Origin of the sequence: Chryseobacterium sp. PTM-20240506 (genome assembly GCF_048296755.1) — a bacterium.
GTDB classification, from domain to species: domain Bacteria; phylum Bacteroidota; class Bacteroidia; order Flavobacteriales; family Weeksellaceae; genus Chryseobacterium; species Chryseobacterium proteolyticum.
This window is the reverse complement of record NZ_CP182581.1, coordinates 2,452,985-2,472,261: the sequence shown is the minus strand read 5'-3', so window position 1 is coordinate 2,472,261 and position 19,277 is coordinate 2,452,985. Positions and strand designations below refer to the sequence as shown.

Sequence of the window (19,277 nt, the reverse complement as noted above, 5' to 3'; positions counted from 1 at the left end):
AAACACAACTAATATAAAAAACGCTTCATTTTTATGGGGCGTTTTTTTCTACGGGCTGATTTATTTTTGAAATAATGGCTCCGGAAACGGCAATACCAATAAAATTGGTTACTGACCTCGCCTCGTTCATGAAACGGTCTACGCTATAAAGCAATGCAATATCATTCGCAGGGATCTTTCCAAACCTGTTCAAAGTAAAAATAAGAGCAAGAAAACCTGATCCCGGAACCCCGGAAGCTGTTTTAGATGTAACAGAAATGATAACAAAAAGCCATAAGTAATCATTGAGGCTTAATGAAATATTATAAAACTGAATCAGAAAACAGCAGGCTACAGAAATATAAATGCAGGCACCTGCGAGGTTGAAATTGTACCCCAGGGGAATAATAAATCTTAAAATTTTTTTGCTGTATCCCTCAGATTCCATCTTGTCAAAAATGATCGGAAAAGCTGTTTTGGAAGAAGAAGTGGTTATAACCAAAATGATCTCTTCTTTAATGCTTACCAAAAATTTGAGCAAATTGAATTTAAAGATATAAGAAACCAGTCCTAAAACTCCGAAGATAAAAGCAATATCGGCAAGGTATACGGTTCCCACAACTTTGCTTAATGGCAGCAGGGTATTAATTCCATATACAGAAATACCGTAAGCAATGTTACAGAAAATGATAACCGGAAGAATGATATATAAATATTTAATAATATGATAAAAAACAACAAGTCCTTTATCAAGGATATTCAGGAAACTCTTTCGTCTTTTTGAAAGGTTCATGCATATGCCGATAATGATTGAAGCTATAAGGAAAATAGCGTACCTGTTGCGATACATTACAGAAGATAGGGAGGGGTCATTGATTTCAAACCTACTGGGAAGAATTACTTTTGTTTTAACGATCTGAATTCCCGTATGGGAACCGGGCTGAATGGCAAGTCCAAAAATAAATCCTATGGTAATAGCCACAGAGCTGATGATAAAAAAGTAGAGAATTGTTTGCCATACAATGCTCCCTGCATTTTTTATATCTGCCAGGTGACAGATCCCGTAAATAACTGCCATAAAAATAATAGGCAGGATGATAGACTCCAGAACCCAAAAAAAATACTGGCTGATTATCCCTAATTTACTGCTTATCTCGGGAAGGTATTGTCCTGTAAAAACACCACAGATAATAGCCACGAAAACATACAAAGAAAGATTCTTTAAATATCGGCTGGTGAATGTTTTTTTTGTATGGAAAAGATTCATTTGAGTTTTTTTTCGCTGGATAAACGGACAATTCAATATAAATATATATAAATTTTATATTATCCCAAGAAGCAAAGCTCCTAATAACATGATAATGGAAGATCCGATAGCCCATTTCAATGTGTATTTCAAATGATCAGAAAATTCCACACCGGCGAGAGAGACCAATAGGTAAGTTGACGGAACCAATGGGCTCAGAAGATGAGAAGCCTGTCCGACAAGACTTGCTCTTCCCAGAATATCAGGTGGGATTCCCAGTTGTTGTCCGGTTGCTGCAATAATGGGTAATATCCCGAAATAATAAGCATCATTAGTCAGGAAAAAGGTAAGGGGAACACTGAAGACAGCAGTAATAATATTTAAAGAGCCTGCCATGCTTTTCGGAACAATTTCTATCATACTATTTCCCATAGCCTGCATAATACCCGATCCATTGAGGATCCCTGTGAAAATCCCTGCTCCAAAGATCATTCCTGCTACAGATAATGCATTTCCCGCATGTTTGGACATGAGTTTCTGCTGGTCTTTTAATTTAGGGTAATTGATAACAGATGCTATGCAGAAAGCAATCATAAAAGCAATTCCCAAAGGAACAATATCTAAAATCATTACCGTTAGCAATACAATGGTAAGGACAAGATTAATCCAGATCAGTTTAGGGCGAAGAAGGGCCGGATCCGTTTCACCTGCGATATCGCTATTGCTGTACTTTGTGTATTTTCCATATTTTGCAATACGCTTTTTTTCTTTCAGTCCTAAAATATAAGCCACAAAGATTACCCAGCAAATACCAAGGACCATAATCGGAATCATGGGAACGAAAATCTCTGTGTGACCCAGTTTGAGGGAACTCATAACCCTTGCTGTGGGGCCTCCCCATGGAAGGATATTCATGATACCTCCTGCAAGCATTATGATACAGGTAAGGATCAGGGGATTCAGTCCCTGTTTTTTATATAGGGGAAGCATGGCTGCCACTACGATAATATAAGTAGAAGAGCCATCTCCATCCAGAGAAACTAATGTTGTAAGGATCGCTGTTCCGATGGTTGTTTTGATTGGGTTATCTCCGACTGCTTTTAAAATAAGGTTAACTAAAGGCTGAAATAATCCGGTATCGATCATTAAACTAAAATAGAGAATTGCAAAAATCAGCATTACGCCTGTAAGTGCGATTTCTTTAACCCCATTTTTCATCATGTCACCCAGCTCATCGCCAAATCCTGCAATAAGAGCAATCACTACTGGAACAATTACCAAAGCAGTAAGTGGTGTCATTTTTTTATTCATGATGAGAACCATGAAAATAAAGATCATCAGAAACCCAAGAAATGTTAGCATAGCATTATATTAAATATTAAATTTTTTAAATTGATGTCTGGTTATTTTTGTTTTTTTCTCCAATCAAAACTGTTTCTGAACCCTATGTATCCGTAATTACTGGTTCTGCCCGGAGATAACTGATTAATGAAAGCAAGTTCAATTGCCGAGTTTTTCCCTGTTTTTATTCCAAGCCCTGCGGTGATACGGTTACTGTCGAAAGGGTCTTCCTTTTTGATGTTCATCCTTATCTCATTTTTTAGAATTCCATACAGCCTTTCTTTTTCACCCTTTCTGTTGAAAGGGATTCTCATAGAGATGAGATACCGGACCCTTAATACAAATTCGTCAGGATTATTCAGGAAACGCTCTTCTACACGGAATCTGCTGGAAACGGAAGATCTGCCGATATCATGGTCCAGGGTTACCTGTTGAAAGGCTCTTTTCTCATAGCGGGTCTTTTTCTGATCTTCTGTCTGGTAGGAATCCAAAATGAGAAACATACCTCCTACGGCAGGTCTTACTCCTTTGGTTACTTCATAATCCATATATGCATTGACGAGGAAGAGTCTTTTGTCGTAAGCCAGGTCAAAAGAACGGTATTGTGTAAGGGCTGTTAAAGTACTTTTGTCAGACACCTTGGCAGTCATGATATATTGGAACCACATATTGTAGGTATCAGTGCTTTGACCTTGATAAAAATGATGAAGCACTAATAAAAAAATAAAAATTAATTTTCTCTTAATTTTCATATAATATTGGGTTAATATTGTTACTTCTCAAATATATTTATTCGATTTACCGGGTTTTTAATTTTTCAATCAATGACCTATTTTATCAGCGAACTGCATTTTCTGTTAAAAAACATCTTATATTTGAGAACCCAAGAAATCACGTTTTTAGAATGTTTTTAATTGTAAATATTATACTTATACTGTTGTTTTTCAGGGTTTTATTTAGTGATAAGATTCTGAAAAAACTGATGGACTACCGTTGGGGTTTTCTTTTGAGGTTTCAGCATGTTTTCTTCTTTTTTGTCTTTATTTTAATCACTTTTTTTACGGAAAATTACTTTCTTGATACCCCGGAGCTTATTTGGAGTGTTTTATCTGTAATGATTTTTAATATTGGGATTTATTATCTGGTGTATTATTATCTGGTTCCTCACTTTTACCTATCGAATAAATATCCGGAGTTTATCCTGTATGCCTTGATCTGTTTTTTGATGTCAAGTCTTTTCAGGATTTTGTTACAGCCTACCATTTTTAAAATGAATTTTAGTGAAACTCTTTCCAACACCAATTTCCTTTTTAATGTATATACGGCGCAGGGAATTGTGATTCTTGTTGCCTCCTTTTTAGGGATTACAAAAGATAAATTCCTTATAGAGCAGAATGTTGTGGATCTTGGGGAGCAAAAAGAACAGCTTTATTTTGATCTTTTAAAATCAAAGATGAATCCTCATTTCTTATTGAATACTTTAAATAATATATATGCGAACAGTTTTATCCCATCGGGAAAAACTTCAGATTCCATCCTGCAGCTCAGTAAGCTCCTTCAATATATTATCTATGACAGCGGAAAAGAAAGGATTAGTCTGGCCCAGGAATTTTCGTCGATTCATTCTCTTACCATGTTGTACCAGTTGAAATATGATAACCAACTGAATATAGATTTTGATATCCGGAATGAGGAAACACTGGAATTAATTGAAATTCCACCTTCCGTTTTTTTGACTTTCTTTGAAAATGCTTTGAAACATTCAGGAATCGGTCTGGATCCCAATAGCTTCATAAAAGTTATATATGCTATTAACGACCGTGATTTGTTCTTCGAAATGATCAACTCTGTTCCGGAAAAAAAAGCTTTGGGAGAAACCGGATATTACGGGTTGGGAAATGAAGCAATCACCCAGATACTGGAAAAATACTATCCGGGAAAATATACCCTTTCCTCAGAAATGATTGAAAATAACAGATACAAAACAACTTTAAAAATTGATCTGAATGGCTAATCTTTCCGTGATTAATGTGGATGATGAATATCCTGCGTTGCAACTTGTCCGGCAATATTGTGATCAAATAGAAGGTGTAGATCTCCAAAGCTCTTTTCAGGAACCGGAGAAGGCATTGGAATATTTAAAAGAGAATGTGGTGGATCTTGTTATTTTTGATATTAATATGCCGGGTATTAATGGAGTAGAGCTATTGCAACAGCTTCCTTATAAACCTCTCTGTATTTTTATGACCCTGGAGACCCAACATGCGGTAAAAGCTTTTGAGCTTGATGTTGTGCATTATCTTGTAAAGCCTGTAGATTTTGAAACCTTCAGGAAAGCCATCAACAAAGCCAAAGATTTTTTACAGTTTAAAAATTCTGCAGAACACTCAGAAAAAGAAGATTTCATCATGTTTAAATCCAATTATATCATGAATAAGGTTTTTCTTAAAGATATTCTTTGGGTACAGGGATTTGGGGAGTATATTATTTTAGTAACCTCTTTGAAAAAATATATGATCCTCGACAGGATGTCAAATTTTGAAGAAAAATTTCAGGCTTTTGGATTTATCAGAGTGCATAAATCTTATATCATATTGGCTTCTCATATTGAATCTTATGATGTGAAAAGCGTCTACCTTAAAAATGGAGATAAAATTCCTCTGGGAAGAACTTATAAAAAGATACTGAAAGAGCATTTGGGAAAATAAAAAACCGCTTTTAAAGCGGTTTTTTATTTTTTCCTGCGGCCTGCATCGGATTTACTTTTCCATTGGCACCGCCTCTTACTGCCCCTTCATGTTTTTGTTTGAATACCTGGAATCTGGAAGTCTCAGACGTACTACCATCATTGCTCCAGAAATTATTTGAAGTGTCAATATCTGCTGTTTCACGCATTGGGTCCAGCTGAATAGATTTTAATTTTTTCTCAAAATAATAAGTCTTTGTGGCCTTTTGTTCGTTGAGCCTCCAGATCTGAGCGGAAGATTTATCGTATAATTTCGTTCCATCTTCAAAAGTAAATTCCAGAATGATTGGCATCACCAGTCCTCCTTTGTTTATGAAGTCAATTTGATAAGCTTGAATGTTTTTGAACTTTTCTTTTTGCTGTTTATCAAGAGCCATATCATTGTCCTGTGTAAGGGAATATTCTTTATTCTGATCCACTTTTTCCTGGCCACGATCGTAACGATAGTAGAAATCCTGAGCTTCTTTATCCTTGTCTACATAGAACGTAATATTTTTATCTTCTCTGTTTCTGATTTTGGAAAGGTCTTCAAAGTCATTAACAAGAGCCTTGTCGACTTTGTACTTTACTTCTTTAGGTGCAGGTACGGCCTCTAAATCGGGAGTGGCAATAGTTACCTTATCAATAGCTATGTCAACAGGATCTGTCCCGTAAAACCATCCTCTCCAGAACCAATCCAGATCTTCTCCGCTTGCATCCTCCATTGTTCTGAAGAAATCGGCAGGTTCCGGGTGTTTAAAAGCCCATCTTTTTGCATAAGTTTTATAGGCCTTATCAAAAAGTTCTCTGCCCATAATGGTTTCACGAAGGATATTCAGGCCAGTTGCCGGTTTTGAGTAGGCATTAGGGCCAAACTGAACAATGTTTTCAGAGTTACTCATAATAGGCTCCAGCTGATCTTTTGGTAATTTCATGTAATCCACAATAGTCCACGCCGGTCCACGTTTTGAAGGGAACTTGTTATCCCATCTTTCTTCCGTAAGATATTCTGTGAAGGTGTTCAATCCTTCGTCCATCCAGGTCCACTGTCTTTCATCCGAGTTAATGATCATGGGGAAGAAATTATGTCCCACCTCATGGATGATTACTCCGATCATACCATTTTTTGTTCCTTCTGAGTAAGTTCCATCTTTCTCAGTTCTTCCAAAATTGAAACAGATCATAGGATATTCCATACCATTTGCCGCTTCTACAGACTGAGCAACCGGATAAGGGTAGGGGATAGTGAATTCCGAATAAGTTTTTATTGTGTGTGCAACAGCTTTTGTAGAGAATTTTCTGTAAAGTCCGTAAGCCTCTTTTCCATAGAAGCTCATAGCCATTACCTTATTATTGTTTTCCGGTATTACCACGCCCATTCCATCCCAGATGAACTTTCGGGATGACGTCCATGCGAAATCCCTTACATTATTGGCTTCAAAAACCCAGGTTTTTCTTTGTTTCGATCTGTTTTTTTCTGCTTTCTTCGCTTCATCGAGCGTTACAATTTCTACAGGCTCTGATGAGCTTTGGGCTTTTCTATATCGGGATAGTTGGTCTGAAGATAATACCTGTTCATAATTCTTACACTCTCCGGTACCTCCTACAACATGATCTGCAGGAACATTCATTGAAACTTTAAAATTTCCAAAGGCCAGGGCGAATTCTCCTCTTCCTGTAAACTGGTGATTCTGCCATCCATGAAAATCACTGTACACACACATCCTTGGATACCATTGTGTCATTGTGTACAAATCATTTCCATCTTCAGGAAAGTTTTCATAACCACCACGGCCACCCATTTTAATTCTGTTGGTGATATTGTAATTCCAGTCTATTTTTAACGTGAATTTTTCTCCTTTTTTCAGGATTTTAGGCAAATCAATACGCATCATGGTTTTGTTTACAGTATACCGTAATGCATTACCGGTTTCGTCGGTTACTTTTTCCAGATGAACGCCGTAACCATTGTCCTTTTCCGGAAGTTCCGTTATCTTTAACTTCTGGTCATTTATGGTTTTAGGAAGGGTTGTAGAAGTAGGATAATTGGCTTTGTTGATACTTGATGCCTCGTTCTCGTCCAATTGTAACCATATATAATCTAAGTCGTCAGGAGAATTGTTATAATAAGTAATCGTTTCGGAGCCCTTCAGGTTTCTTTTATCCTCGTCCAGATAGGCGGAAATATTATAATCTGCTCTGTTTTGCCAGTAACCATGTCCCGGAGATCCGGAAGCAGTTCTATAAATATTTGGAGTAGGTAAAATGGTTCCTAATTGTTCAAACTTATTTCCGTGATTACTTCCCGGGTTATTTTGAATATTTTGGGCTGCTAAACCTGCAAATGTGAATACAGAAAGTAGGGTTACTTTTAGTCTCATGACCGAAATGATTTAATAATTTTCAAATATAACAATAACTACTTGAAAAAATATCAATCAATAAGTCTTAAAATGGAATTCTTTCTATTGTCATTTTTAATGCCAGGGCAAAAACACCGGACGATATAAAGAGTATCCAATCTTTTCTATTAATTTTGAATAATGTTAATGCAATAAACAGCAAGATTAAAATAGCACAAACAATTACAATCTGTCCTACTTCCAAACCAATATTAAATCCTAAAAGAGGAATCGCAATACTCTGGCTTTTTGCAATCATCACTCTTGCAGTATTGGCAAATCCCATTCCGTGAATAAGTCCGAAAAATAAAGCCAGGTAATAATTTGTTTTGTCCAGGGCCTGCTTTTTATTCTTCATAATAATATTACCTAATGCTGTAAGGACTATTGTTAGCGGAATTAAAAACTCTACCCAATTTGAAGGCACTCTTACTATATCAAGGATACTTAATGCTAATGTTATGGAATGACCTATTGTGAATGCTGTCACCAGGATTAGAATTTTCTTGAGATCCTTATAAGAATAAACCGCAATTAAAGCTAAAACAAAAAGTTGGTGATCAAGCGCATCTAAAGAAATGATATGTTCCCAACCAAGTTTTAAATAGAATAAAAAGTCCTGCATGATATAATGTACTGTAAAACGTACGAAAATAATGATTAATTTCGAAAAATAATTAAGTCTGTTTTTATGAAAGGTTTGTGGATACTGTTTATTCCTCTTGTTTTTTTGTATTCTTTTACTATTATAAAGCATCCCTATCATGTAGGTTCCGTTGAAATCAATTATAATACAAAATCAAAGACATTCGAGGTTACCGGGCGTTTTTTTCTGGATGATCTGGAAAATGCCCTAGGTAAAAAATACAACAAGTCTTTCCACTTTAATGATCCGAATTATAAGGTTCAGTTAGATGACGCTTTAAAAAATTATAGTGCAGAATATCTGAAACTAAAGTCCGACGGTAAGTTCTTAAGGGTAAATTATCTGGGATATGAAGAGGATAATGAGTCTGTGAATATTTTTTTGGAAACGGAATCTGTTAATATGCCTAAGAAAGTTGAAGCTGCAGTTAGTTTTTTGTATAATCTGTTTGATGATCAGATCAACATTGTCCATATTATTTTGAATGGGAAAAGGAAAAGTGAAAAATTATCCTATCCCAATCGATATCTGTATCAACAGTTCCAATGATGTATTTAATACGCTTTCAAGTGTATATGTAATTGTACATGTGTATTTTTTCTAATAATATTCTTTTTTGATGAAAATTAATACACCATTGCGTGATAAATATTAAATTTATATATTTGAGAAATATTAAAATAAAGGATTTTTATTTTTTTTAACATTTATTTTAGATATTTAAAGGTCTTAAATATTTGCAAATTAAGGATTTTCTATATTTTGTTAAATCTATTAATAGTGACTAATTAATATTATTAATATTTTTTAATATTTGATCTTTATGTGTGTTTATTAAATAATTTTTTTTATATTTGATAGGGTTTAGATATGTTAATTTTTTATAAAATTATATATATTATATATTTTGCATTGGATTTAAAGAAGTTTTAAAAATTGTATTAATTCTTAGTTGTTAGAAATAACAATATTGCATATGGAAAATAAAGAAAGTAATTTTTTCTTGCATTTTTATCCCGCATGTACTTTAATTAAAGAACAAGTAGGGGTTAATACAATAAAGACATCAGGTGTTTTTTATGCAGATGAAGCAAAAGATTATTTAACCCGGATTCTGAAAATAGGTAATCCTCCAAATGACACAATTGGGCTATCGATGGATTCAACGTAATTATAAAAATTGGAAATAGTAAAACAGAACATTATATTTTTATTTTATTGCTATTTGGAGAAATAGTTCCCACAAACTCCGGATAGGATCAGGCACAAAAAATTCTAACAACACAAATTCGACATATATATAGCGCTTATCTTAATGGTAAGTGCTTTTTTGTATGGATTTCAATATTAGTTTTTCTTTGCATAAATGGGATAAATGTTTTTATTTTGTAACTAACAAATGTTTGTTTGTAACATTTTGGCAATAAAATTGACTAATTAAAATATAATCTTCATATCAAATTATTTTTAGCGAAATACAGAAGATTATTAAGCGCTTACTCACGTAAGTGCTTTTTTATTTTAAGCGTTATTTGTCTATTTGTAATAGGGTATTGATTCCTCTTGTGTGCTCAAGCAAATCCGGAAAAAAATTATTGTAACATTCCTGAAGAAGATCTTTATTTTTTAAAAATGCTTCGAATACAGGAATATCTTTCTCCAGATATTGTGCTTTATTAAGAACATTTTGAATGCTGAATTTTATTCCCCAATCTTCTCTGTAATTATATAGCCAATCTTCTGTTTCCATCTTTACTAACATTCTCTTAAAATTTTCAGGAAGCCATTCTTGATTTTCATTAAGAGCCTTGTAAACCCGGAGGGAATGGTTTTTCCAGCCTTGCAGTGAGTTAAGAGTAAAGTCATTAGCCAGAAAATGATCCATAGATACATCTACAAATGCTCCTGCATATAGTCTAACCAAAGGGCTGAATATTTTTTTAGCTTCATGAATAGCCGGATGGGAGTCTGTAAAGGTATCGATAGCTCGGTGTAAGGTAATCCCATCCTGAATTTCTTTTGGAAATGAGAACCGCTCTTTGTTTCTGATGAAATCTTCGAGAAACTGTCCGACAATTTGCTGATCTGTAAAAGAGAGAAAAGAATGTGCTAAATAATTCATAGGATATCAGGTTATAAAAATAAAACCTTCAAATAAAGTTAAGGTATTTGAAGGTTTATAAACTAACTATTTAAAAGAAATTATCTAACAATAAACTTTTTACTTTCTATCAAAGAATTTTTGTCATCATAAATACTTAGGAAGTACTCTCCGGAAGTTAATCCTTTGAGGTGGATGGTAGTTTCCGTAGTTGATATTACGTTTTGGCCTGCAGAATTGTATACTTTAAAAGAATACTTGCCGGTTCTGTTTCCTGAAATCTGAATCATATCATGAGCAGGATTAGGATATAGTAAGAACTCTTGTGTTTCATGAATAGCTTCCTTTGTGGCGAGGAAAGATTGTGTTTCAGGCATAAAATTAGAAACGACACAAGCGAAACGTGCAAATCCAAAAGCTTCATTAGCCGGCTTGGTGTTTCCTATTGCTACCCCCGTAGGATCACTATTGTAGTTAATGTCCGGATTTGCCCACCTGTTGATTCTGGTGCAGTTGAATCCTTTAGAGGAACATTCATCATTATAAGCCATTATAGTTCTCCATCTTTGAGAAGAAGTGCTCGAAGTTCCAAGATCTATTGCTTTTTTATTGGTGTATCCATGATGATGATCACATGGTGTGGTGCTGGTGTCTACGTACCAGTCATGTCTTAATCCCATATTGTGTCCAAGTTCGTGGGCAAGTGAGTAGTTGGATACAGCACAATTGTATAGGCTTACACAAAACCCTGAATTACTGCTGTAGTTGGTAGAACTTGTATTTACATAGCCTAAGCCGCAAGTGTTAGTTGGTGTTGAGGTAACTAAAGCGCATAGATCCGCTCCATAGGTGGTTCTTAGTGTATGTACATCATCCATATACCCATCATTATTATTTCTGAGCCTTGGAAGATCCGTACTCAAACTTCCGGATTCAGTGTAGCTGATCTCTCCTGAGTATACAAGATTAATGGTGACATTGGAAACCCCGGAATTGGTTAATGCAGTATTGAAATTGGTGATAGCAGTTGCTACAAACGAATTACTCTGTGAAAGCCCGCCCCATGCGTTTTTTGCTGCGGTAGTGAAAACTACCATCACATCTACTCTGGTAGCAGAGCATACAGGGGTTGTTGATAAGCAAACGTTGGAATTTGCTTTATTAAAGTTTTCGTTTTTGTCCATTACATAATCATCAATCGAGTCCTGATTGAGGATTGTCGAATCGCTCACTTCGGATAATGCAAAAACGTTTGCATCAGTTTGGTGGAATATTACTTTTTCACCTGTGCCTGAAGCGTACATTCCTGTTACCACGCGATCATATTGTGAAAGTACAAGTTCGGCTCTGGGATCATTTTCAATAGTGTAAATATAAGATTCACTCTTATTGCTGTACGTTAAAGAACGGCTGAATTTGGCTGTGATCTCTTTACCGGTCGGGAGGTTGATTTGTAAATCGGATTTTAAATTAAAGGGAGCTTGGGAATAGTATTTTGTAACTAAATAAGAAGAGGATAGCTCCCTGCTTACTTTTTGGTTACTTTTTAAATTATTCTCATTAATAGCTGTTTGAAAAATTTTGTTTTGCCCAAATAGCATGCCGGCGCAAAACAACACGAAAATAGTGAATTTTGTTTTCATTTTATGTGATTTAGTATGGTGATATACAAATATATATAAAATATCAACATGTGGTGATTTTTTTTCAATGGATGATAGAAATTTCTGCGAAATATTTAATTTCAGCGCTTTGTTGCTATTAAATTGATCTAAGAAACCACGGTTGAAGATTGTTTTTAATAACATCATCACTCTCTATCGAATATTCATATTGATAAAGAGTGATGATGTTTATTTAATCCCTGCCTGGATTTTGGCGATAAATTGGAAACTAGTACGTTTTCTTGGTAAATTTAAATAAGGATGTTTTAGGACTGTCTTTTAATTAAAAGATTCGTTCATGGAAATCTTCAATTTTACTGACTTCCTCAATTTTAATCCCGAATTTTCTTTTAGGTATTTTGTTGAGGTTGGAGACAAAGATCTTTTCATATCCCAATTTTTCAGCTTCCGAGATGCGTTGTTCAATTTGAGCAACAGGTCTGATTTCGCCGCTAAGTCCGATTTCCCCGGCAAAACAAAAATGTTCGGATATTGCAATGTCTTCATTAGATGAAAGGATAGAGGCTACTACAGCGAGATCAAGGGCCGGGTCATCTGTCTTTATTCCTCCTGTAATGTTGAGAAAAACGTCTTTAGCACCAAGCTGAAATCCGGCTCTCTTCTCCAATACGGCAAGCAACATATTCAATCTTTTAGCATCAAATCCGGTAGAACTCCTCTGAGGTGTTCCATAAACAGCCGTGCTTACCAGTGCCTGAATCTCCAATAACATAGGGCGATTTCCCTCAAGCGTTACAGCTACGGAGTTTCCGGAAAGCTCCTCGAATTTTTTTGTAATTAAAATTTCAGATGGATTTTTGATCTCTTTTAAACCCTGGGAAATCATTTCATAGATTCCAATTTCCGAGGTGGAGCCAAAACGGTTTTTATTAGCCCGTAATAATCTGAAAAGATGATTTCTATCCCCATCGAAATTTAAAACTACATCTACCATATGTTCCAAAACCTTTGGACCGGCAATCTGTCCGTCTTTAGTAATATGACCTACCAGAAAAACTGGAGTATTGTTCTCTTTAGCATATTTAATGATCTCATTCGAACATTCTCTGATTTGGGAAACGGTTCCCGGTGAGCTTTCTATCAATTGGGACTGTAAAGTTTGAATGGAGTCGATAATGATAAAATCAGGCTCTAATTTTTTGGCTTCATGTAATATTTTTTCCAGTGAAGTTTCGGTGTAAAGGAAGCAATTTGGGTTTTGAACTTCAGATAACCGGTCTGCTCTCATTTTAATCTGTGAGGCGCTTTCTTCTCCTGAAACATAAAATATTTTCTTCTTCATTTTTAATGCCAGCTGTAAAAGCAATGTCGATTTTCCGATTCCCGGCTCTCCTCCGATCAAAGTAACAGAACCTAAAACAATTCCACCTCCCATTACCCGGTTGAGCTCCTCGGAGGGTGTTTTAATCCTGGGTTCTTCAATTGCTTCAACTTCAATGATATTAATGACGTGTTGCTTTGTTTTCGAGGAAGGAAGACTTCTGCTGGATACCTTTTCCACGACCTCTTCAACTAATGTATTCCATTGCCCGCAGTTTTTGCATTGACCCATCCATTGTGAGTATTGGGTTCCGCAGTTTTGACAGAAATATGCTGTTTTAAGTTTTGCCATACTGCGAAGTTCAAAATTTTTTTTGAATTTTACTTCTGAATTTTTGGTTAATTTTCTAGTATGAAAAATATTTTAATAAAAAGCGTGGTTATATTCTTTATAATGACAATCCTTACTACATGGCTTGCAGATTGGCTCGTAGGATATTTGCATTTACCCGGCGGTGATTTTGGAATGCTTTCGTTGGCTGTTCTTATTGGGTGTATAATAAGCAGCGGAGTGGGACTTGTAACGGTTATCCTATTTAAAAGCACATATCAATCGGTGGTTAGGATTGCTATTTTATTTGAAGTACTCTATCTTTTTATGCTGATGATATCAGGAACTAATCCTTTCACTTATTTTTCTGAAAAAACAAACGCGAAACTTCTGAATGTACTTTTGTATATGAATGCAGTTGTCGTTTTTCTGATTGTTATTGCTATTCATTTTATGTATGTGAAAATAAAATCAAAGAAAAAATTATCATAGGTCAAGAGATGAATGGGTTTATCACTTTATCTTTGATGGGTAAAAAATAAAATATATTACAATGAAAAAGATACTATTAGCTTTTATGTTTGCTTTTTTAAGCATCGCAGGCTTTGCACAATCAACCTGGAAAGTAGATCCTATGCATTCTTCAGTTAACTTCAATATCAAGCATATGGGGATTAGTTTTGTGCAAGGAAGATTTGATAAATTCGATGGTACAGTGGTTTCTTCAGGGAAAGATCTGGATAAGGCAACCTTCAATTTTAATGTGGTAACCGGATCGGTAAACACAGGCGTTGAAATGAGAGATAAGCATTTGAAAAGTGCAGACTTCTTCGATGCAGAGAAATTTCCGACCATGACATTCGAAAGCGGATCTATTACGAAAGATAAAAATAATACCTACATCCTTAAAGGAAAACTTACCATTAAAGATGTGACAAAAGAAATCAGCATTCCGGTAACGTATGGTGGTGTAACAAAAAATCAGCAAGGGAAAGAAATTTTAGGCTTTCAAACAAAATTTACAGTAAACCGTTTAGATTATAATATTAAATATGATCCAACAGGAGCGGGTGTTGCAAAGGATGTAGATGTTAATTTGTATTTTGAATTAATAAAGCAATAATTTTTTTAAATATAATTTGGTTTGGTTACAGGTTTCTCAAGTAATTTTGAGGAACCTTTTTTTTATTTCTTAGCAAATAAATTGCCTCGTATTTCTTTTTCCCATAACTTTGCACAAACCTAATCTAATGAGTAAAAAGAATACTAAATACATCTTTGTGACAGGAGGTGTAACTTCATCTTTGGGAAAAGGAATTGTTTCTGCTTCTCTGGGACTATTGCTGAAATCACGCGGTTTTAATGTAACGATCCAAAAACTAGATCCTTATATTAATATTGACCCAGGAACTTTGAATCCTTATGAACACGGAGAATGCTATGTAACCGAAGATGGTGCGGAGACGGATCTGGATTTAGGTCATTACGAGCGATACTTAGATGCTCCCACTTCTCAAAACAACAACGTTACTACAGGAAAAATCTACCAGACTGTAATTGAAAAAGAAAGAAAAGGCGACTTTTTAGGAAAAACAGTTCAGGTAATTCCTCATATCACTAACGAAATCAAACGTAGGATTAAAATTTTATCCAAGCAGAACTACGATATCATTATTACTGAAATCGGAGGAACTGTAGGGGATATCGAATCTTTGCCATACATTGAAACTGTACGTCAGCTAAAATGGGAATTGGGAGAAAAGAATTCTATGGTAATTCACTTAACCCTGTTGCCATATCTGGCTTCCAGTGGAGAATTAAAGACAAAACCATCTCAGCATTCCGTACGTCAATTGATGGAAAGCGGAATTATGGCAGATGTTTTGGTTTGCAGAACAGAGCATAAAATACCAAAAGATCAGAGAGCTAAATTAGCTCAGTTCTGTAATGTTCCTTTGGATAATGTAATTGAGTGCAAAGATTTGGAAACTATTTATGAAGTCCCTATGTACCTTCAGAAACAGAACTTTGATGATGTAGTTCTAAAAGAATTGGATCTTAAGAGTGATAAAGAAGCGGATCTTAAAGATTGGAAGAGTTTCCTTAAGAAATTCCAGAATCCAAAAAAGACTGTTGAAATTGCTTTAGTAGGTAAATATGTTTCTCTTCAGGATTCTTACATTTCTATCGCTGAAGCATTTAAGCATGCCGGAGCAGATCTTGAGACGGAAGTAAAAGTGAGATGGGTTTATAGTGGGGATATCACCCAGGAAAATATCAAAGAAACTTTAAAAGGAGTTAATGGAATTCTTATTGCTCCTGGTTTTGGAGACAGAGGTATTGAAGGTAAAGTATTGACAGCTCAATATGCAAGAGAAAATAAAATTCCTATGTTGGGAATTTGTTTAGGAATGCAGATTATGACTATTGAATTTGCACGAAATATTTTAGGGTATTCTAAAGCAAATTCTATGGAATTTGATACTGCTACAGAGCATCCTGTGATTTCTTTAATGGAAGAGCAAAAGAATGTTGTTGATAAAGGAGGAACGATGCGTCTTGGTTCTTGGAAGTGTTCTGTGAAGAATAACTCTAAACTTTCCAATATCTATGGAAGTAAGAATATAGCTGAAAGACACCGTCACCGTTATGAATTCAACAGTGATTATTTACAAGAATTTGAAAAAAACGGATTCTTTGCAACAGGTACTAATCCTGAAACCGGACTGGTTGAAGCTCTTGAGCTTAATGATCATCCGTTCTATGTAGGAGTGCAGTATCATCCTGAATATAAGAGTACGGTTGCAACACCGCATCCGTTATTCAGAGCTTTTATTAAAGCATGTGAGAAGAAATAAAGGAATTTATATCGATTAAACGTCATATTTAAACTCAGGTTGATTATTATCAGCCTGAGTTTATCATATTGTAATAGAGTAAAAGATAGAGTTTTGATAAAAAATCAGTATTTTTGTCAGCTCGAAATCCAGGGTGGAATTTAATGTTGAATTTTACGGTGGATTATGAAAAAATAATTTTAATAAAATCAAAATGCAACAGAACAACGGACTCGATAAAAGTCAAATGATTAGTTTTGCGGTTTTATGTTTGGTTCTCTTCGGATTCATGTTTTATTTTCAGAATAAACAGCAGAAAGAGGAACAGTTGAAAGCTCAGCAACAAAAAACTGAACAGGTAAAAACTGCCGTAAAACAAACTCAGGCAAGTAATATCAATCCAAATGTAACTCCTAACGCTATTCAGGTTTCTACTTTAGGAAATAATGAATTGAAATTGGAATTTTCCAGCTTGGGAGGGCAAGTTTCTAAAGTAGAACTTTTAAAATACAAAGCGTATGATCACAAAAGTGATCAGGCTGATCTCCCTCTTTATTTAATCAATAAGAATAACTCAAACTACGGTTTTCAGTTTAAGGATAAAACGGGTAAGGTTATTAATACGAAAGACCTGGTTTTCTCTCCGACAGTGAATGGAAATGCTGTAACGATGACAGCTAATTACAATGGTGCTGTTATTCAGTTTATTTATACATTACTTCCTAAATATACATTAGACTTTAAAGTAAGAACTCAGGGGTTGGCTTCAGTAACTTCTGATACCAAGGCTGATTTTCTTTGGAATTATAATGTGAGAAATTTAGAAAAAGGTAGAGCTCAGGAACAATCCCACTCAGAATTTTCTTATGCATTTAATAACTATAAGAGCTATGATTATGATGGAAGAACGACCATGGAAGAAGAGAAAGAAACTCTTAACTGGATTGGTGTAAAACAGCAATTCTTCTCTTCTGTGATTGAAGCTAAAAACGGATTTACACAAAGTAAAGGAAATCAGGAATCAATAGAAGAGGGTGAATATTTGAAGAAATTCAACTATGAAGGATTTGTTCAGATGACAGGGAGTGAATTGAATCAGGATTTTACATGGTATTTTATGCCATTAGATTTACCATTATTAAAATCATATGATAAAAACTTTGATGAGATATTACCTTTGGGTTGGTCATTTATCGGTGGGATGAACCGCTATTTCTTCATGCCAATGTATAATATTATTGCATCTTGGGGATTAACAGCAGGCTGGGTGATCTTCTTTATGACGATCATTGTTAAACTTATCCTATCGCCAATTATGTACAAGCAACATAAATTGAGTGCTATGATGAGGGTAATTCGTCCTGAAATTGATGAGGCTAATGCGAAGTTAAAGGATGCGGATCCGATGAAGAAGCAACAAGCTACAATGGAAATTTACAGAAAGGCTGGTGTTAATCAAATGGCGGGTTGTTTGCCGGCGTTGGTACAGATTCCTATTTTCTATGCATTATTCCGTTTCTTCCCGAACTTTATTGATTTAAGAGGAAAAGGTTTCTGGTTTGCAAAAGATTTGACCGCTTATGATGATTTAATCAGATTACCATTTAAAGTTCCTTTCCTGGGAGATCATTTGAGTGTTTTTGCTTTAGCGTGTACGGTGGTAATTTTAATCTATACTATCATGACATCAGGAAATATCCAGCAACCTCAACAGGAGGGAATGCCAAATATGAAAGTATTAATGTACATTTTCCCAATTACATTTTTATTTTTCCTGAATACTTCTGCATCTGGTCTTTCATGGTATTACTTTGTATCCAATGCAATTAACATCTTGATTATCCTTGTTATTAAATATGTGATCCTGGATGAAAAGAAAATTCATGCCCAGATCCAGGCGAATAAGGAAAAACCAAAAACTGAAGGTAAATTCCAGAAAAGAATGCGGGAGATGATGGAGAAGGCTCAGGAACAACAAAGAGCTCAGGAACAACAGAGAAATAAGAAGAAATAATCTTATCATGATAATAAAAAAGAGGTGCAAATTATTTGCACCTCTTTTTTATTGCACCTCTTTAATCATATTTAAGTCTGAAAGATTGCCTGTGGTGTACTGTGGGGCCAAATTTTATAAGTGCGTCCTGATGTTTTTTAGTAGCATATCCAAAATTAGTATCCCATCCGTATTCGGGAAACTCATCATGTAATTTAATCATCAGCTGGTCTCTGTAATTTTTAGCTAAGATAGAAGCTGCAGCAATTGAAAGGATTTTAGAATCTCCTTTAATGATGCACTGATGTGGAATATAATTATAAGGATGGAACTTGTTTCCGTCCACCAGAATTAGTTCCGGTCTTGTTGTTAATTTATCTAATGCCAGATGCATTGCATGGATGCTGGCATTAAGAATGTTGTGTAAGTCAATGAATGCTGGAGGTAATTCTGCGATAGCATAATCTTTAACATTATCTTTTATATAATTATCCAGATCCATTCTGGTTTTAAAATTCAATTTTTTAGAATCATTTACTAAGCTTTGTTTGAAGCTGTGGTCTAAGATGACAGCTGCAGCAACCACAGGCCCTGACAAGCACCCCCTTCCAACTTCATCACATCCTGCTTCTATGTAACTCTCTGACCAACTTTGTAATAAATCCATTAAAATAATATATAAAACACTATAATATTTTGTAAAAATAAAGAAAAATATATTTTGGGGCAAT

The 19,277-nt window shown here is 35.0% G+C and carries 17 protein-coding genes; 8 read left to right on the top strand and 9 right to left on the bottom strand.

Translation table 11 applies throughout. From position 1 onward, the window contains the following. Positions 1-31: 31 nt before the first annotated feature. From ACNFU2_RS10880 to ACNFU2_RS10870, 3 genes are read right to left on the bottom strand one after another with little or no spacing between them, the layout of a single operon-like run. A complete protein-coding gene (locus ACNFU2_RS10880) occupies positions 32-1,246 on the bottom strand; it encodes a cation:dicarboxylate symporter family transporter (RefSeq protein WP_273649482.1) in 1,215 nt (404 codons plus the stop codon). Between the two features lie 54 nt (positions 1,247-1,300). Further along, a complete protein-coding gene (locus ACNFU2_RS10875; protein WP_273649481.1) occupies positions 1,301-2,587 on the bottom strand; it encodes a CitMHS family transporter in 1,287 nt (428 codons plus the stop codon). A gap of 41 nt (positions 2,588-2,628) precedes the next feature. Further along, complete coding sequence (locus tag ACNFU2_RS10870) at positions 2,629-3,318, bottom strand: DUF2490 domain-containing protein (protein ID WP_273649479.1); 690 nt, start codon at positions 3,316-3,318, stop codon at positions 2,629-2,631. A gap of 230 nt (positions 3,319-3,548) precedes the next feature. Here ACNFU2_RS10870 and ACNFU2_RS10865 point away from each other — a divergent pair, with 230 nt between their 5' ends. Beyond that, positions 3,549-4,580 carry a sensor histidine kinase gene (locus ACNFU2_RS10865; protein ID WP_273649477.1) on the top strand — a complete coding sequence of 344 codons (1,032 nt, stop codon included), beginning with the start codon at positions 3,549-3,551 and terminating at the stop codon, positions 4,578-4,580. Next, positions 4,573-5,274, top strand: a complete 702-nt coding sequence (locus ACNFU2_RS10860; protein WP_273649476.1) for a LytR/AlgR family response regulator transcription factor — start codon at positions 4,573-4,575, stop codon at positions 5,272-5,274. Before ACNFU2_RS10865 ends, ACNFU2_RS10860 begins: the two co-directional genes overlap by 8 nt. Before the next feature lie 10 nt (positions 5,275-5,284). Here the strand turns inward: ACNFU2_RS10860 and ACNFU2_RS10855 are convergent, their stop codons facing one another. Then, positions 5,285-7,672 (bottom strand): M1 family metallopeptidase, encoded by a 2,388-nt coding sequence (locus ACNFU2_RS10855; RefSeq protein WP_306614159.1) that lies wholly within the window; start codon positions 7,670-7,672, stop codon positions 5,285-5,287. Between the two features lie 67 nt (positions 7,673-7,739). Then, the gene (locus tag ACNFU2_RS10850) at positions 7,740-8,318 is read right to left on the bottom strand and encodes a HupE/UreJ family protein (RefSeq protein WP_172280522.1); all 579 of its coding nucleotides are present in this window, start codon (positions 8,316-8,318) and stop codon (positions 7,740-7,742) included. A gap of 66 nt (positions 8,319-8,384) precedes the next feature. Here ACNFU2_RS10850 and ACNFU2_RS10845 point away from each other — a divergent pair, with 66 nt between their 5' ends. Together ACNFU2_RS10845 and ACNFU2_RS10840 are read left to right on the top strand one after the other, a co-directional pair. After that, positions 8,385-8,888: a DUF6702 family protein gene (locus ACNFU2_RS10845; RefSeq protein ID WP_306614157.1), complete on the top strand. Its 504-nt coding sequence runs from the start codon at positions 8,385-8,387 to the stop codon at positions 8,886-8,888. A gap of 427 nt (positions 8,889-9,315) precedes the next feature. Continuing rightward, a complete protein-coding gene (locus ACNFU2_RS10840; protein ID WP_273649473.1) occupies positions 9,316-9,510 on the top strand; it encodes a hypothetical protein in 195 nt (64 codons plus the stop codon). Positions 9,511-9,867: 357 nt separating this feature from the next. Here the strand turns inward: ACNFU2_RS10840 and ACNFU2_RS10835 are convergent, their stop codons facing one another. The 3 genes from ACNFU2_RS10835 to radA all read right to left on the bottom strand — a co-directional run bounded on the left by ACNFU2_RS10835 (position 9,868) and on the right by radA (position 13,737). Further along, a complete protein-coding gene (locus ACNFU2_RS10835) occupies positions 9,868-10,461 on the bottom strand; it encodes an ACP phosphodiesterase (protein WP_273649472.1) in 594 nt (197 codons plus the stop codon). Between the two features lie 80 nt (positions 10,462-10,541). Further along, on the bottom strand, positions 10,542-12,083 hold the full coding sequence (locus ACNFU2_RS10830) for a M12 family metallo-peptidase (protein WP_418121657.1): 1,542 nt from the start codon (positions 12,081-12,083) through the stop codon (positions 10,542-10,544). A gap of 304 nt (positions 12,084-12,387) precedes the next feature. After that, positions 12,388-13,737 (bottom strand): DNA repair protein RadA, encoded by a 1,350-nt coding sequence (radA, locus tag ACNFU2_RS10825; RefSeq protein ID WP_172280513.1) that lies wholly within the window; start codon positions 13,735-13,737, stop codon positions 12,388-12,390. Positions 13,738-13,797: 60 nt separating this feature from the next. On the opposite strand from radA, the gene ACNFU2_RS10820 reads away from it, so the two are divergent. The 4 genes from ACNFU2_RS10820 (at position 13,798) to yidC (ending at position 18,567) form a co-directional block, all read left to right on the top strand. After that, positions 13,798-14,208, top strand: a complete 411-nt coding sequence (locus ACNFU2_RS10820) for a hypothetical protein (RefSeq protein ID WP_273649470.1) — start codon at positions 13,798-13,800, stop codon at positions 14,206-14,208. Between the two features lie 61 nt (positions 14,209-14,269). Continuing rightward, positions 14,270-14,839 (top strand): YceI family protein, encoded by a 570-nt coding sequence (locus ACNFU2_RS10815; protein WP_273649469.1) that lies wholly within the window; start codon positions 14,270-14,272, stop codon positions 14,837-14,839. A 127-nt stretch (positions 14,840-14,966) separates the two neighbouring features. After that, positions 14,967-16,574, top strand: coding sequence for a CTP synthase (locus ACNFU2_RS10810; RefSeq protein ID WP_273649467.1), 1,608 nt, complete (start codon positions 14,967-14,969; stop codon positions 16,572-16,574). A gap of 193 nt (positions 16,575-16,767) precedes the next feature. After that, entirely contained in the window at positions 16,768-18,567 is a 1,800-nt protein-coding gene (gene yidC, locus ACNFU2_RS10805; RefSeq protein WP_172280506.1) for a membrane protein insertase YidC, read from the top strand. Positions 18,568-18,628: 61 nt separating this feature from the next. Here the strand turns inward: yidC and ACNFU2_RS10800 are convergent, their stop codons facing one another. Further along, a complete protein-coding gene (locus ACNFU2_RS10800; protein WP_273649464.1) occupies positions 18,629-19,213 on the bottom strand; it encodes a ribonuclease HII in 585 nt (194 codons plus the stop codon). Positions 19,214-19,277 lie beyond the last annotated feature (64 nt).